This window comes from Paenibacillus sp. FSL L8-0435, from assembly GCF_037965655.1.
Taxonomy (GTDB): domain Bacteria; phylum Bacillota; class Bacilli; order Paenibacillales; family Paenibacillaceae; genus Paenibacillus.
On sequence record NZ_CP150185.1, the window covers coordinates 1,479,388 to 1,495,086 of the forward strand.

The following is a 15,699-nucleotide window of genomic DNA, read 5'->3' on the forward strand; positions in this document are numbered from 1 at the left end:
AATGCGTATTACCTTTAAACTTTAACAGTGCCTTTATACAGGCTTGTTTACTTTGGCGGTCATTCGATTAATTTAAGGTATAGGCGGCACGCAGACTGGTGTTGGCATACAGGAGGTTAGTCGATGATGAACAGGACCATCTTATTTGAAACCAAACGGTTGGTATGTGGGACTTGGAACGAAGGAGATCGTGCGCTGGCGTTTGCATTGTGGGGCGATCATGAGGTTGCCAAGTGGATTAGCAGCAAGGGATTTCTGAGCGAGGATGAGGTAGAAGCGCGATTGACACAGGAGATTCAAAGGCAGAAGGAAGCGGGTGTGCAATATTGGCCCCTTTTTGAGAAAGAGTCGGAGGTGTTTGTCGGTTGCTGTGGCCTGCGTCCGTATTCTCCTGAAGAGGAGATCTATGAATTGGGGTTTCATCTAACCCGGGATCACTGGGGGAAAGGGTATGCCCAGGAAGCAGCGCGTGCGGTGATTGCGTATGCCTTTGACAAAATGAACGTGAAGGCACTGTTTGCGGGGCATCATCCGGATAATGAAGTGTCACGTCACATCTTGATCAAGCTGGGATTTGAGTATACAGGTGATGAACGCTATGAACCGACAGGGAAGATGCATCCATCGTATATGCTGCGAAAATAAGAAACCCCCGGCCAATGAAGGACAGGGATTGCGTGTTAGGCGATTGGGTGAGTCTTGATCCGAATACCATGTTGTTCTCAATCGGGCCTGTAGAAAGGACTGCCATAGGTCTATCTCCTTTTTATTGTCCAAAGAGGATATATGTTTCATGCTTTTTTTATTTCGCTTTCAGCTTCTATTAAGGTAGCAGAGGTATGATAACTCTTGTAAACCCCTTCTCGTGTTAAATAGATGTGTGACTGACCCCGCCGGGCGCCGGTGGGGTATTTTTTTGTTTTATTTTCAAATAAACAAAACTAAACAAAAACAAATAAAAGTATATTTCTGTGTTTATTATTGACTATCAAAGATAAACAAAGGTATAATGAATGTGAAATAAGGAACTTACTATGTACGTGGCAAGCCATTTGATTTTCAATATAAGGAGAGATTGATCATGAACGTGACCCTTACCAATGAAACAACGCAGGCTGCAGGTTTCCATATTCCATTTGTCCGTGAGATGGCTGAAATTACTCAACATATGTGGAAAAATGGCTGGGATGAGCGCAATGGTGGTAATGTCAGCTATCTGCTGGAGGAAGAGGAAGTAGCCAAATATATCGATATCCAGCATGTGATTCGCAAGATCAAACCCGCGTTTTCGGTGCAAGAGCTGGCAGGCAAGTATTTTATCGTGACAGCATCGGGTAAATATTTCAAAAATGTACTCGCTGATCCCGAAAGCAACCTGGGGTTGCTGCGTGTATCGCAAGATGGTCAGGAGCTGGAAGTGCTCTGGGGATTGGAGTCGGGGGCGAATCCAACAAGTGAATTACCTACGCATTTCATGAGCCATATTGAACGTCTGAAATTGGACCCGAACCACCGTGTTGTTATGCACAATCATGCGACTCATGTGCTGGCGATGACGTTTATCCACGAATTGGATGAGGCAAAATTCACGAAGACCCTCTGGCAGATGTGCACGGAGTGTGTGGTTGTATTCCCGGATGGGATCGGCATTATTCCTTGGATGATCCCTGGATCGAATGAGATTGGGCGCGAAACGGCTAAGAAAATGAAAGAATACCACGCGGTGATCTGGCCGCAACATGGCATCTTCGGAACGGGCACAACGATTGACGAGGCTTTTGGTCTGATTGAAACCATCGAGAAGGCAGCCCAAGTGTATATGCTGGTTGCTGGTCACGAGATCCGGCAGAGAATTACAGATGAGCAGCTGACCACACTGGCACAAGCGTTTGGTGTTACTCCTCGTCCCGGCATTCTGGGTAGTTAAAGGATGTTTTATTGCAATATAGTCAACGCATAAATCAAGGAAGTGGTCTTTGGTTCATTGAACCAAAGGCCATTTCCTTTTTTTTGGCGAACAATCGTCATTTTGGTTCAAAAAAGTTCAAATTGCTGAACAAGAATGGCTTTGTTATCGATTATTGAATCGTAGAATGCATTATCACGCGCTGGCGAATTTCGGGTGAAATGACGTATTGTCAATGGCTCTGCGATTTTGCATAATAACAATGCTTCACAGATGAGAGACGGAAGGAAGTTATGATCATGCTTGGCAAAATGAAGAGAATCTTAATAGGCAAGCCCATGAAATCGGCTGAACTGGATGGAGAAAAATTGGGGAAATGGAAGGCACTCGCCATCCTGTCCTCGGATGCCCTATCGTCCGTTGCCTACGGTACGGAACAGATTTTGCTGGTGCTCGTTGCGGCCGGATTCGCCGCCCTGTGGTACTCCGTTCCGATTTCCATCGCCGTGCTGGGATTACTCGTCATTTTAATTTTTTCATATCGCCAGACGATATTTGCTTATCCAACAGGGGGCGGCGCTTATATCGTAGCCAAGGATAACCTGGGTACAACATCCAGTCTGATTGCCGGAGGATCTCTGCTGGTCGATTATATTTTGACCGTTGCGGTAAGTTCGTCGGCAGGGACGGATGCGATTACGTCGGCTTTTCCTATGCTGCATGACTACAGTGTTGTGATTGCACTCATTATGATAGTTTTTCTAACGATTATGAATTTGCGGGGAGTAACGGAGTCAGCGTCTGTGCTGGCGATCCCGATCTATCTGTTTATTTTTTCAATTGCGGTTCTGATTATTTCGGGCGGAATCAAATTTCTTGCCGGGGGGATGGAAGCAGCTGCACCTGAATTCGGAACAAGTCTATCCCATGTGAGTATGTTTCTATTATTGAAAGCATTCAGCTCCGGTTGTTCGGCCTTGACTGGCGTGGAAGCGGTAAGTAACGCGATCCCGAACTTCAAGCAGCCTGCCGAGAAAAATGCCGCAGGTACGTTACTGCTCATGGGTTGTATATTGGGAGCCATGTTCATCGGCATCACCTTACTGGCTTATGGGTACGGAGTGAAGCCTGATCCCAAAGCAACGGTCATTTCCCAGATTGCTGAAGCAACATTTGGCAGGGGCACGATGTATTTTATCATCCAGGGTGTAACGGCACTGATCCTGTTCCTGGCAGCCAACACAGCTTATTCGGCTTTTCCGCTGTTATCCTTCATGATGGCAAAGGATAAATACATGCCGCATGCATTTATGGTCAGAGGAGACCGGCTTGGCTTCTCGAATGGTATTATTTTTCTCAGTGTGATGTCTGCGCTTCTGGTGGTTGGGTTCAAAGGAAATACGGAAAGCCTGATTCCGCTCTATGCGGTAGGGGTGTTCATTCCATTTACCCTGTCACAGCTCGGTATGATGATTCGCTGGATCAAAGTGAAGCCGTCTGGCTGGCAGATGAAGTTGCTGGTCAATACTGTCGGTATGCTGACTACATTATCGATTACCCTGATCTTTATTTTCACCAAGTTCACGCAGACATGGGTCATCTTTATCTTTTTGCCACTCGTTGTTTATGTGTTCATGCGTATTCACCGTCATTATTGCAACATCGCAGATGAGCTGCGGATTGATATTCAGGTCGATAAGCCAGCCAAGAAAGGCAATACGATAGTCATTCCTGTTGCGGGCATTACCCGGGTTGTCATGAATACGATCAGTTACGCCCAGACGATGTCGGATCACGTGGTCGCACTCTACATTGGCTTCGATGATGAGGCCATACGCAAGATGGAGCAGAAGTGGGAAGAGTGGAATCCAGGTGTTCGTCTGGTCGTGATCAAATCGAGGTATCGTAGCATTATGGGGCCGCTCAAGAAATTCATTGATACCGTAGAGTGGAAAACGGCCGAGACCGATCACATCACCATTCTAATTCCACAATTCATCACCAAGCACTGGTGGCAAAATGTACTGCACAACCAGACCAGCTTCATGATCCGGGCCTATCTGATCAATTACAAAGACGTGATTGTCACCACGGTGCCATATCATCTTAATCGTTAACTCGAACGGTTAATCGCTTCACCGGGGTTGGAAGATTTACAGATTATTGTAAAATGAGTCGCTTTTATTAATAGACAAACGTTCATATTCCATTTACACATCAAACCGCAGGGACATCTCCAAACAGGGGAGTTCTTGCGGTTTTTTGTCATGAAATCCGGTCTGGATACCGCTTTCGAATGGATACACATTTGCGTAAAGCCCCTTGTCTATGATTAACGTTACGTTGATTCAGAAAAGATTTTGTTGTGACATTCGACTCTTACACTAGATAACGTGGTGCTGAAGTTGATGTAACATTTCACACACACTGAATGCGTGAATCAAGGGGGAAGAAAATCCGATGAGTGAGCTTGATAACCGGATCAGCTTGCCCGCCGCCGCCAAACGGCGCGTATCCGGTACGAGTGAGCGTCGTACAGCCTCGCTGCGTGTGCAGCGAATGCGGGAGAATATGCTGGCCTATGGTTTCCTGGCACCATCGCTGCTTTTGTTTGCAGTGTTTCTGTTTTACCCGATGTTTAAGTCTGTTTATCTCAGTCTGCATTCCACAGATCCGACGGGGCAGATTGCGGCTTATGTAGGACTGTATAATTTCAAGGCCGTGTTCCAATCAGGACTGTTTATGCAAGGGATGAAAGTGACGTTACTATTTGTGCTATTTACAGTGCCTACGGGTATGTTGGCTGCTCTGATTTTGGCTGCACTGACTCACAACCGGTTCAAGGGAATGCGTGTGTTCCAATTTGTATTTTCTCTGCCCGTGGTGTTATCCGTCGGTTCGTCAGCGGTGATCTGGAAGTTTCTATTCCATCCGACCCTGGGCATGCTGAATTATCTGCTTGGCAAAGTAGGTATTGATCCAATTCCTTGGCTTACCAGCCCGGATTGGGCGTTAATCTCGATCTCCATCATGACAATCTGGATGAATCTTGGGTTCAACTACATTATTCTATCCAGTGGTTTGGCGGGCATCCCGGATGAGATCTATGAAAGTGCCAAGATTGACGGCGCAGGTCCAGTACTTACTTTTCGCAAAATCTCAATGCCGCTCCTGTCACCAACATTATTTTTTGTTACGGTCGTATCGATCATTGGCGCTTTTCAATCGTTCGGTCAGATCAACATTCTAACCCGGGGTGGCCCAATGGACAGTACGAATGTTTTTGTCTATTCCATCTATCAGGAAGCCTTCGTTAATTTCCGCTTTGGTACAGGTAGTGCACAAGCCCTGATCCTGTTCGTGGTAATTATGCTGCTGACCCTGATCCAATTCAAATGGGTAGAAAGGAAAGTGCATTACCAATGAGTGCGACATGGACCAAAACGCTGTTGTATGTATTACTGACGATCTGTGCAGCACTTGTACTGTATCCGGTGATGTACACCTTTTTCATGGCCGTCATGACGCCGGAAGATGCGAGCGCTTATCCGCCGCATATCATTCCAAATTCCATCGTTTTGTCCAACTTTAGCGAAGTATTTGATATCGTTCCGATCGGCCGATTTATCGGCAATACCTTCCTTGTCGCTGGCCTAACGACGCTTGGTCAATTGATTACAGCGAGTATGGCAGCCTATGCTTTTGCGAAAATGCAGTTCAAAGGCAAAAACGTCATCTTCAGCATGTTTGTCGCAACCATGATGATTCCATGGGAAGTGACGATGATCCCCAACTATCTGACAGTTCGCAGCTGGGGCTGGCTGGATAGTTACCAGGGGCTTACCGTGCCGTTTCTGGCAACGGCGTTTGGTACATTCCTGCTAAGACAGTTCTTCATGCAGCTACCCAAGGAATTGTTCGAGGCGGCGAGGATCGACGGTTGTGGTCATATTCGCTATTTCATATCGCATGTCTTGCCTTTGTCCCGTCCGGCACTTGGAACACTGGCAATCTATTCATTCCTTAGCATGTACAATTCGTATCTCTGGCCGCTGCTGGTGACAAACACACCGGAAATGAGAACCGCACAGATCGGAATCTCGATGCTGGAGTTCCAGGAATCCACAGCGTGGAATCTGGTATTTGCCGGAACAGCCATGGTCATTCTACCATCCTTACTGTTATTGATCTTCGGGTTGAAACAGCTTGTCCGCGGAATGGCCGCAGGCGCGCTGAAGGGGTGAGAGGGGTAAGGTTTCCAACTATTAAATTGAAATTGAAGTGGAAGTGGAAGTTTTAAAGGTTTTGGATTAAACATTGTATCTTCGTACAAGGTCTACGGTTTGGTTATCAGGAGCGAATAAACAAGGCTCGTGTCTTGAAATAAGATCTTAAGAGAGAAACCACGGTAGTAGTGGAGGGGACGAAATCGATTCTGAAGAAGCAAAGCGTTTGCCTTTATACACGGATTTTCCCCTCTAAAAGGGGATATAAAAAAATCCGGGGATAACAGCAATCAGAAGAACGATTCGTAACCGTAACGGCCACGCCGTGTCAATCTCCAGATTTATTCTGAAGCGAGCCATATAAAAGGAGAGCGATTATGAACAGATTTCGGTTGAAAAAAAGAGGTACATTTGCATTAATGCTGGCTGCACTCATGTTGGTCATTTCAGCTTGCGGAACAAAAGCTGAAACAAGCAGTCCGGCAAGTGGAGCACCAGCAGAAGCGGCCGCAGCTGAAACAACACAATTGACGTGGTGGCATTCCATGTCTGGCGCTGGGGAGAAAGCCATTAACCAACTCGCTTCCGACTTTAACGCTAGCCACCCCGACATTCAGGTGAAACCCATCTATCAAGGGAAGTACGATGAGAGCTTGAACAAACTCAAAGCATCCATGGGCTCAGACAGCGGTCCAGACATTATCCAGGTCTACGAGATCGGTAGCAAGTTCATGATTGATTCGGGCATGATTACGCCAGTACAACAGTTCATCGACAAGGATCAGTTTGACCTGTCCCAACTGGAGCCAAACATCATAAGATATTACACCATCGATGGCAAATTGAACGCGATGCCGTTTAACACATCGAACCCGATCCTGTACTACAACAAGGATATGTTCAAAGCTGCAGGTCTGGACCCGGAGAACCCGCCAAAGACGTATGAAGAGTTTGAGCAAGCGGCAAAAGCATTGGCGAAAGACGGTAAGCCAGGTGCATCCATGGCGATCTACGGCTGGTTCATGGAACAATTCTTTGCGAACCAGAATGCAGATTATGTAAACAATGGAAACGGAAGAACTGAGGCAGCAACAGAGTCTCTGCTGAACTCCGAAGCTGGAGTGAAGACATTAACGTGGTGGAAAAAGATGATTGACGAGAAAACCCTCTCCAATCTGGGACGTAGCACAGACGATACAACAGCAGCATTTACCGCTCAGCAAATCGGTATGACCCTGGATTCTACGGCTGGCCTGCGTAAAATCGTAGAAGGTTCAGGTGGCAAGTTTGAACTGGGAACAGGCTTCCTGCCTCGTCCAGCGGATGCCAAAGAAGGCGGCGTTGTGGTGGGTGGAGCAAGCTTGTACATCATGAACAACAAATCCGAAGCACAACAGCAAGCGGCATGGGAGTTCATCAAGTACTTGGCTACACCAGAGGTACAAGCGAACTGGAGTGTTGCGACAGGATACTTCCCTATTACGACAGCAGCCTACAATGAGCAAGTATTAAAGGATAATATGGCGAAGTACCCGCAATTCCAGACAGCAGTCGATCAATTGCACGCTTCTGCGGATTCGACAGCAACATCCGGGGCATTAATGGGTGTATTCCCGGAAGCGAGACAACTTGTCGAAGGAGCGATTGAAACCGTCCTGAATGGACAAGGTACACCACAGGAAGCATTGGATACAGCAGCTAAACAAATTACAGACAAGATTGCGCAATATAATAGTACGGTGAAGAAATAATTTAATTCATATCAGTGTTGAATGCAGTGATTAAGCTGCATTCAATTTTTTTATTTTACTAAAAAGAAAGACTAACATTTTTTGTTAATGATTCCGAAAATAGAAGTAGGAAGCCAAAAAGGTATCCCAATAAATAGAATCATGGAGAGAAATAGACATAATAAAAATAAGAAGGAGTACAAGTGAATGAAAAGAGTAACGGTTCTAATGATGGCATTTATGTTGTTGTTTGTTTCAAGTGTTTATGCGGAGGAACTTAAAGTTAAAGATATTGAACTCATCCCTAATACTACAGTTTCGGTCGGTGGTAAGATTAATCTTAATATAGTTGTTGTGTATGATGACGAAAATTCAATACATAGCGATAACGATCCATACTACAGAAGAAATACAGGTCTTACAAAAACAGATTATACGATCAGTGAACCTCATATACTTCAAGTGCTGAGCACTGGGATGGTAAAGGTAATAGGTGTAGGTTCTTCAACAATTACTGTTAAAGTCGAAAATGTTGAAAGATCAGTTACTATTTCAGGTAGCTTGGATGAAGCAATTGATGGAGGATACATAAAAAATGGTGTGACTCTTGTTCCGATGAAAGAGGTATTCAAGGCACTGGGAGGGAGTGTTAGTTACATTGCTCAACAGGACGCCTTCGAGATTAAAGTTGGTTCTACGAAACTAACTCTCCCGAAAACGGGAACAAAAGCAACGTTAAATGGAGAGCCATTAACTCTCAAGTCCCCGCTGCTTGTTCAAAATGGCGTAACTTTGTTTCCTGCTTCTGTTCTCTCAGATGCTCTGGGTGGAACTGTGACTTATAACTCTAAAGCTAAGCAGATGCAAGTATCCATTGGTAAAGGTAAAATGACTATTAATATTGAACAACCTCAAAAACAAAACAGTGTAACAGGAACAACTCCAACAAAAGGGAAACTTTATGCTGTGCCAGCTACTGGAGATATGAAAGGGTGGAGCATTCTCAAGGGTCATCCTTACGAAAAAAGCATCCGTGTGTACTTCAAAATCAATGGGTCAAATGTACAAATATATACTAAGGATATAAGGAAGGTAGATCTGAATAAAAAAGTAACATGGACCGATTTAGAGGGGAAAAAACACACAAATACGGTAAAACAGTTGTATACTGTTTTTGGGGAATTAAGTAATGAATATACTAGTGACATACTATATAAAATGTTTGGAAAAACATATTCAGACTGGATCGGGTCAACTTCACTGAATGCAGATCGATACGTTGACCAGTACTTGGAGCAACAAGGATTAATTGAACCCTATGGAAGTAATATTACTTTGACACCAGACACAGAAGTGTATTGAAAACCGTCTGTAACATTTCGAAAAAGTGAAATTAGTATCATTTTTCATATTTTATATTATCCCACAAGAAAGTCTCTGAGAGTAATTGGAGATGTTCTTGTGGTTTTTTTTAACATTCTATTAACTCATACTGATTTTGCGCTTAATAGTTCTCTTTTATACTCAGTTAATGTGGTGATCTAAATTGATCCGTACATATCGTTTTATCATGTGAAAATGCATGTCTCAAGACTCAGTTTTTAGTGGGTTTAAAGAAATGAGTACTGTCACTAAATGTCGAATTCGTATATATATTCATTGTGAATGTTAATTTAATTGACGTTAAATAATCGTATATCTAACACTTATATAACTTTAATAGGCTTAATAACGTGTTTTTAGTTAAAAGTTAGTACTATTTATTCATTATTATAGAGATTTGCTTAGGGGATGTGATATAAGTGTTCTTTTTTCTTTCATAGATAAGAATTATTGTTTACACGAGTCTGTTATTCAGTTATCTTATATTTGAACTAATGTACATGCTGGATGAACAAATGATTGCCAAGTTGAAAACATGGGGGTAGGACGAATGAACAACAAGCAAGTGAAACGTTGGGCACAAGGGTTTCTGGTTTTCGTTCTTGTCGTTACAGGTGCGGCACCAATCGGTGGATTAAGTCGTACCGCATATGCTGATGAGGAAAGTTTAGTAACGGAAGAGCCGCAAACAAGTGATCAGGAGACATCCATACCGGATGCTGTCCCAACTGAAGAATCGTCAGACCTAGAGTCACCGAATAACGAAGATGATGATATGGATGAAACTAAAAGTGAGGAACCAGCTGAGACGGATAATGCAGAAGTGCAGGAAGCAGAAGGGACTTTAATCATATCCATTGCTGATGCACGAGTACTTGCGCCAAATACAAATGTAGCCGTTTCAGGTGTCGTAACGTACAGTGAACTCTCCGGAGAATTCACGAATTATTATATCCAAGACGAAGAGGCTGGCATTGTAGTCCGAGCGAAAAATCAAGTTGACGTGGGGGATCGCATTGAAGTGTATGGTCCAATTACTCACTACAGCGGACTCGTCCAGATTGAGAAGGATAAGTCAGGTTTTACCGAAGGATACATGAAGGTCACTGAGCAAAATGTAACACTCCCCGGACCCAAAAATATGGTGTCCACAGACTTTGTCAGACCAGCAGACCAAAGTAACAAAGGTCCTGGCGAAAAGTATGAGGGAATGTTTGTCGAAGTAAGAGATATTCAGGTAACACGGGGCAGTAGTTCGACGTTTTACGCTACGGATAGCCATGGTGCTGAGATGACGATTTACGCCAAAAACTCTCCTACCGCGCTAACTGTCGGCAAAACCTACGAATATGTGCAAGGTGTTCTGACCTTCAACAGTAATTACGGATTAGAGCTTTTGCCTAGAACAGCCGCAGATGTTGTAGAAAATAGCCTGTCTGTGATGGCAAGTGTTCCATCTGGCGGGATTCCCCGAAACAATGAAGTCACATTAACCTCTCCAGCCAAGGATGCAATTGTACATTACACAACGGACAATACAGAGCCTACTTCTTCTTCCACCGTGTATAGTAGTCCAATAGTGATTGATCAAGACATCGTAATCAAAGCCGTTGCCATTCTTAATGGACAATCCAGTGCAGTGTACACCTTTACGTATCAAGTACTTCCTGATAAAGAAAACGTGCGTATCCATGATATTCAGGGCGCAGGACATACCTCTGTTTTTAACGGATACGATGTTAAGGATATCGAAGGTATAGTTACCTCCGTCAGTACAAGCAGTTTTTACATGCAAGAGCTTCCGGATGAGATGGACGGTGATCATCGGAAATCCGAAGCCATTCAGGTTTATAAACCGAGTCATGGAGTTATCGTCGGCAACCAGGTGAAGGTATCCGGCAAAGTTACGGAATATGGGGCGGTTAACGAATTAACCACCACGCAAATTACGGCGAGTACCATTGTAAGAGTGTTAGAAAAAGTCGATCTACCTGTACCTGTGAAGTTGGGTGTCAATGGACGAATCATTCCAACAGTCATTGACTCGGACTCTTTTGTAGAATTTAATCCCGAGACGGATGCTATAGATTTCTATGAAAGTCTGGAAGGCATGCGTGTTGAACTGGAAAAGCCTGAAATTATAGGTCCTTACTCCAGTCAACCGGGTCTGGCCGTTGTTGTGGATAATGGTGAGAATAATTCACTTCGCACACCTAACGGTGGTGTTATTCTGACCGATAACAAGAAAGATATGAATGAGAGTGATCTCAATCCGCAGCGTCTATTTATCGGCAAGAAACCTTCCAAAGCAGTAAAAACAGGCGATAAGTTGGATGGGAATGTAATCGGAGTAATGACATACTCTAGCGGCAATTTCAAGGTGAGTCCTGAAGGGAATTTACCAGCAGTTATCCCGGGAGAAACGAAACAAGCGACTACTTCCATTGAACAAGCGGCAGATAAACTGACCATTGCTACGTTTAATGTGGAGAACTTCAGCAAAAAAGATTCAACACGAGCCAATAAAATCGGTAAAATCATCGTGGATAATCTGAACACGCCAGACATCATTGGCATCATGGAAGTTCAGGATAACGATGGCGATGCTGACACGGGCACAACAGCGTCCAATGAGAGTTTTCAGACGCTAATTGATGCAATCAAAACGAACAACGGACCAACATATCGATATAGTGAGATTTCTCCGGAAAATAACAAGGATGGCGGGGCACCTGGTGCCAATATTCGTGTAGGGTTCCTTTATCAGCCGAACCGTATATCGTTGGCTAATGGTATCGGAAAAGGAAATGCTACGACAGCGATCACAGTCAAAGCTGACGGCAGTCTCTCCAATAATCCGGGTCGTATTGCACCGGAGGACGAGGCATTCGCCAGCTCTCGCAAACCGCTCGCAGCGGAATTCGAATTCAATGGTGAACGTGTAGTGGTGATTGCCAATCACTTCAATTCCAAAGGTGGGGACCTGAAACCTTTTGGAAGTATACAGCCTGCAACTCGAAGCAGTGAAGTTCAACGTGCGAAGCAAGCTGCATTGGTAAATGGGTTTGTGAAAGAGTTACTGAACAAAGACCCTGAGGTAAATGTCGCTGTACTCGGTGATTTCAATGACTTCCAATTCTCAAATACCTTGAACATTGTTGAAGGTAATGAACTGGACAATCTGGTAAACGAACTACCAGAGAATCAACGGTATTCCTACATCTATGATGGAAACTCTCAGACACTGGATCACATTCTGGTGAGTAAAAATCTAACTGAGACAGCAACCATCGAAGTGGTACATGTGAATGCCGATTTTGAGACAGCGGATGGACGGGTGAGCGACCATGATCCACTACTCGCACAATTAAGTATTGGAGATCCAGTGGAAGAAGGGGACTTCAACCTGCGCGTTCTTCACACGAATGATACGCATGCGCATCTGGATAACATCCCGCGCCGAGTAACGGCAATTAAGGAAGCTCGCAATGATAACACTTTGGTGCTGGATGCAGGGGACGTTTTCTCAGGCACATTGTACTTCAATCTGTTTAACGGTCTGGCTGATCTGGAGTTCATGAACATGATTGGATATGATGCCATGACTTTTGGTAACCATGAGTTTGATAAAGGTCCAAGCGTACTGAAAGCATTTATTGAGAAAGCAGAGTTCCCGTTTGTGAGTGCTAATATTGATTATTCAAAGGATGCGAGTTTGAGCGGTTTGTACAACAATAGCATCGGTAACCCGGCTGATAAAGCCGAAATCTATCCGGCGATTATTACGGAAGTGAAGGGTGAGCGAGTCGGTATTTTCGGACTGACGACACCGGACACGGTATCTCTTTCTTCACCAGGAGATGACTTGAAGTTTGCGGATTACAAGGCAAGTGCACAAGCAACTGTACAGATGCTGCAAAATGAAGGTATCAATAAAATCATTGCTTTGACTCACCTTGGCTACTCAGAGGATCTGAAATTGGCTGAAGCTGTAGAAGGGATCGATATTGTGGTAGGTGGTCATTCACACACCATTCTGAAGGAACCGATTGTTGTAGGCAGCCAGGATGAGCCGACATTGGTTGTGCAAACTGGGGAGTATGATGTCTCTCTTGGTCAATTGGATGTTACGTTTGATGAAGCAGGTATTTTGAAGAAGTGGAACGGCAAATTGCTAAGTCTGGATGCGAAAGATGCTGCCAACCAATTCATCTATGCTGATGATGTGGAAGCTGCAAACAAGTTGCAGGAATATGCGCCTCAGCTGGAACAATTCAAGAAAACGGTTATAGGTAAAACAAATGTCTTCCTGGATGGAGAACGTGGCGCTGTGCGGAAACAGGAAACCAATTTAGGAAACCTGATGACAGACGGTATGCTGGAGAAAGTGAAATCCATTGTGCAGGAAAACGACGTCAAAGGATACGTGGCGATCCAGAACGGCGGTGGCATTCGCGCTTCATTCCAGACAGGTGATATTACGCTGGGCAATCTCCTGACTGTGATGCCATTCGGTAATAACCTGTCTGCGTTGAAAATGACAGGCAAGGAAATTACAGCCGCACTGGAAAATGGTGTTAGTGGTGTGGAAACGGGAGAAGGACGTTTTCCGCAAGTAGCGGGTATGCGTTTCTACTACGATTCCACGAAACCAGGCGAGAAAATTGATGCAACGACCAATACCGTGACCCAAGTGGGTCAACGTGTGGTCAAAGTTCAGATTAAGAATGCAGATGGAACATACACGGATATTGATCCGAACGGATACTATATCGTCGCTACCAATTCATTCATGGCTAACGGTGGAGACTTCTATCGTGCTATGAGAACGGCAAAAGATGATAATCGATTCTACGAATTAAATCTGGTCGATTATGAAGTCTTCCATGAACATCTGGACCGTGTAGGTACAGTTGATCAAAAGACAGAAGGACGCAGTACCGATCTAAAAGGCACGCCACTCCCTGGGGACGGAAATGGAAGCAATCCTGGTAATGGTGGCGGGAATAATGGAAGTAATCCGGGCAGTGGTAACAGTGGTGGAGGATCTACAACACCTACTCCGACTGTAACTCCAACCACACCGACTACACCAACCAATCCTACAAACCCAACTACGCCAACCGTTCCGGGTAATGGAGGAAATCCTAATCCAACTACTCCGGTCGTAGACCTGAAGGACATCGGAAATCACTGGGCAGCTGCTGCCATTGGACAGGCCATTTCCCGGGGAATTGTGAACGGATATCAGGATGGTAATTTCCGTCCGAATGCACCAGCCACACGTGCCGAATTCATTGTTATGTTGGGAAGAGCATTTGAACTTCCAGCCAGCAACAAAGCATTGACCTTTAAGGATGCTGCTGGAATACCTGCATGGCCACAATCCTTTATTGCACAGGCAGTGGATCAAGGGATCATTAGTGGGTATACGGATGATACGTTCCGTTCATCGGGCAAAGTATCGCGGGTAGAGATGACAGTTATGCTCGTCAGAGCACTCGGCCTCCCGGTACAGTCGAATCCGACACTGAGTTTTGCGGATGCAGATAAAGTACCTGCATGGGCTGTTCCATATATCGCTGCTGCATATGATGCAGGACTGGTAAAGGGAACCGGCAAAAATAGGTTTAATCCCCTCGCTGAAGCAACACGTGCTGAAGTGGTAACCTTGTTATTGGCGGCAAGCGAGTTACAAAAGCAATAAAACGCAAGATACCAACGGTTTAGAACAGCTTGCAGAATTCCATCTGCAAGCTGTTTTTTTTACTAGGGCGTGTCTGAAAACTCCGAAGGAAGTAGATTTTGCCGAATTTTCGTTCAAAGCAAGGAAGTTTTCTGCAGGCGTGCCGGGGCACGTCAAGTGAAAGTGACGCAGCAGGGGGCGAAAAGGCGGTGAAAGATGCACTTCAGCGAGTTTTGAGATACGCCCAATTAATGCCTGTTAATTTTCACCAAGCGAAGGTATAGTAGACAGGATTATATTGAAGGAGTGTTGACGACATGCAAGAACAACCCGTTTTAATCGCGCTATTTGCCATAGCGGCAGGAATTTTTAGTTTGCTCGGTGGTATCAACAATTGGGATTGGTTTATGAAGAGTTTCAGAGCAGGGATTTTTGTGAAGACTATTGGAAGACAGGGCGCAAGAGTGGTATATGGTATTCTCGGTGTTGTCATGATTGTCATTGGTGTACTACTGTTACTGATCGGATAGATATTGGAAATAAACGAACTCACCAAGTATCATCTACATACGATGTTCATGAGCGAAGGCGAAGTAAGAGGATATGTGAGAAGAGTCAAATGGAAAAAGCGTGTGAAAGCGTAAATTAGCAGTATGCAGTATGGCCAGGATAGAATATCAAATCAAATAGCATGCCTGAAAAAATCATAGTCAAAACAAAAAGACCACCGAAAAATTTCGGTGGTCTTTTTACCAAATTCAGGTTTAT

9 protein-coding genes are annotated in these 15,699 nt (G+C 44.6%); all 9 read left to right on the plus strand.

The window, feature by feature from the left end; translation table 11 throughout:
• The first annotated feature begins 123 nt into the window (after positions 1-123).
• Positions 124-645 carry a GNAT family N-acetyltransferase gene (locus NST33_RS06615; RefSeq protein WP_221819148.1) on the plus strand — a complete coding sequence of 174 codons (522 nt, stop codon included), beginning with the start codon at positions 124-126 and terminating at the stop codon, positions 643-645.
• Between the two features lie 436 nt (positions 646-1,081).
• Positions 1,082-1,927 (plus strand): rhamnulose-1-phosphate aldolase, encoded by an 846-nt coding sequence (rhaD, locus tag NST33_RS06620; protein ID WP_221819149.1) that lies wholly within the window; start codon positions 1,082-1,084, stop codon positions 1,925-1,927.
• Positions 1,928-2,205: 278 nt separating this feature from the next.
• On the plus strand, positions 2,206-4,023 hold the full coding sequence (locus NST33_RS06625; RefSeq protein WP_036669004.1) for an APC family permease: 1,818 nt from the start codon (positions 2,206-2,208) through the stop codon (positions 4,021-4,023).
• 343 nt (positions 4,024-4,366) lie between these two features.
• Positions 4,367-5,332 (plus strand): sugar ABC transporter permease, encoded by a 966-nt coding sequence (locus NST33_RS06630; RefSeq protein WP_221819150.1) that lies wholly within the window; start codon positions 4,367-4,369, stop codon positions 5,330-5,332.
• A complete protein-coding gene (locus NST33_RS06635) occupies positions 5,329-6,150 on the plus strand; it encodes a carbohydrate ABC transporter permease (RefSeq protein WP_221819151.1) in 822 nt (273 codons plus the stop codon). Before NST33_RS06630 ends, NST33_RS06635 begins: the two co-directional genes overlap by 4 nt.
• 359 nt (positions 6,151-6,509) lie before the next feature.
• Positions 6,510-7,883 carry an ABC transporter substrate-binding protein gene (locus NST33_RS06640; protein ID WP_221819152.1) on the plus strand — a complete coding sequence of 458 codons (1,374 nt, stop codon included), beginning with the start codon at positions 6,510-6,512 and terminating at the stop codon, positions 7,881-7,883.
• 186 nt (positions 7,884-8,069) lie between these two features.
• Positions 8,070-9,224 carry a copper amine oxidase N-terminal domain-containing protein gene (locus tag NST33_RS06645; protein ID WP_221819153.1) on the plus strand — a complete coding sequence of 385 codons (1,155 nt, stop codon included), beginning with the start codon at positions 8,070-8,072 and terminating at the stop codon, positions 9,222-9,224.
• A 571-nt stretch (positions 9,225-9,795) separates the two neighbouring features.
• Positions 9,796-14,952, plus strand: coding sequence for a 5'-nucleotidase C-terminal domain-containing protein (locus tag NST33_RS06650; protein WP_221819154.1), 5,157 nt, complete (start codon positions 9,796-9,798; stop codon positions 14,950-14,952).
• A gap of 296 nt (positions 14,953-15,248) precedes the next feature.
• Positions 15,249-15,461 (plus strand): immunity 17 family protein, encoded by a 213-nt coding sequence (locus NST33_RS06655; protein WP_076216916.1) that lies wholly within the window; start codon positions 15,249-15,251, stop codon positions 15,459-15,461.
• The last annotated feature ends 238 nt before the right edge of the window (positions 15,462-15,699 follow it).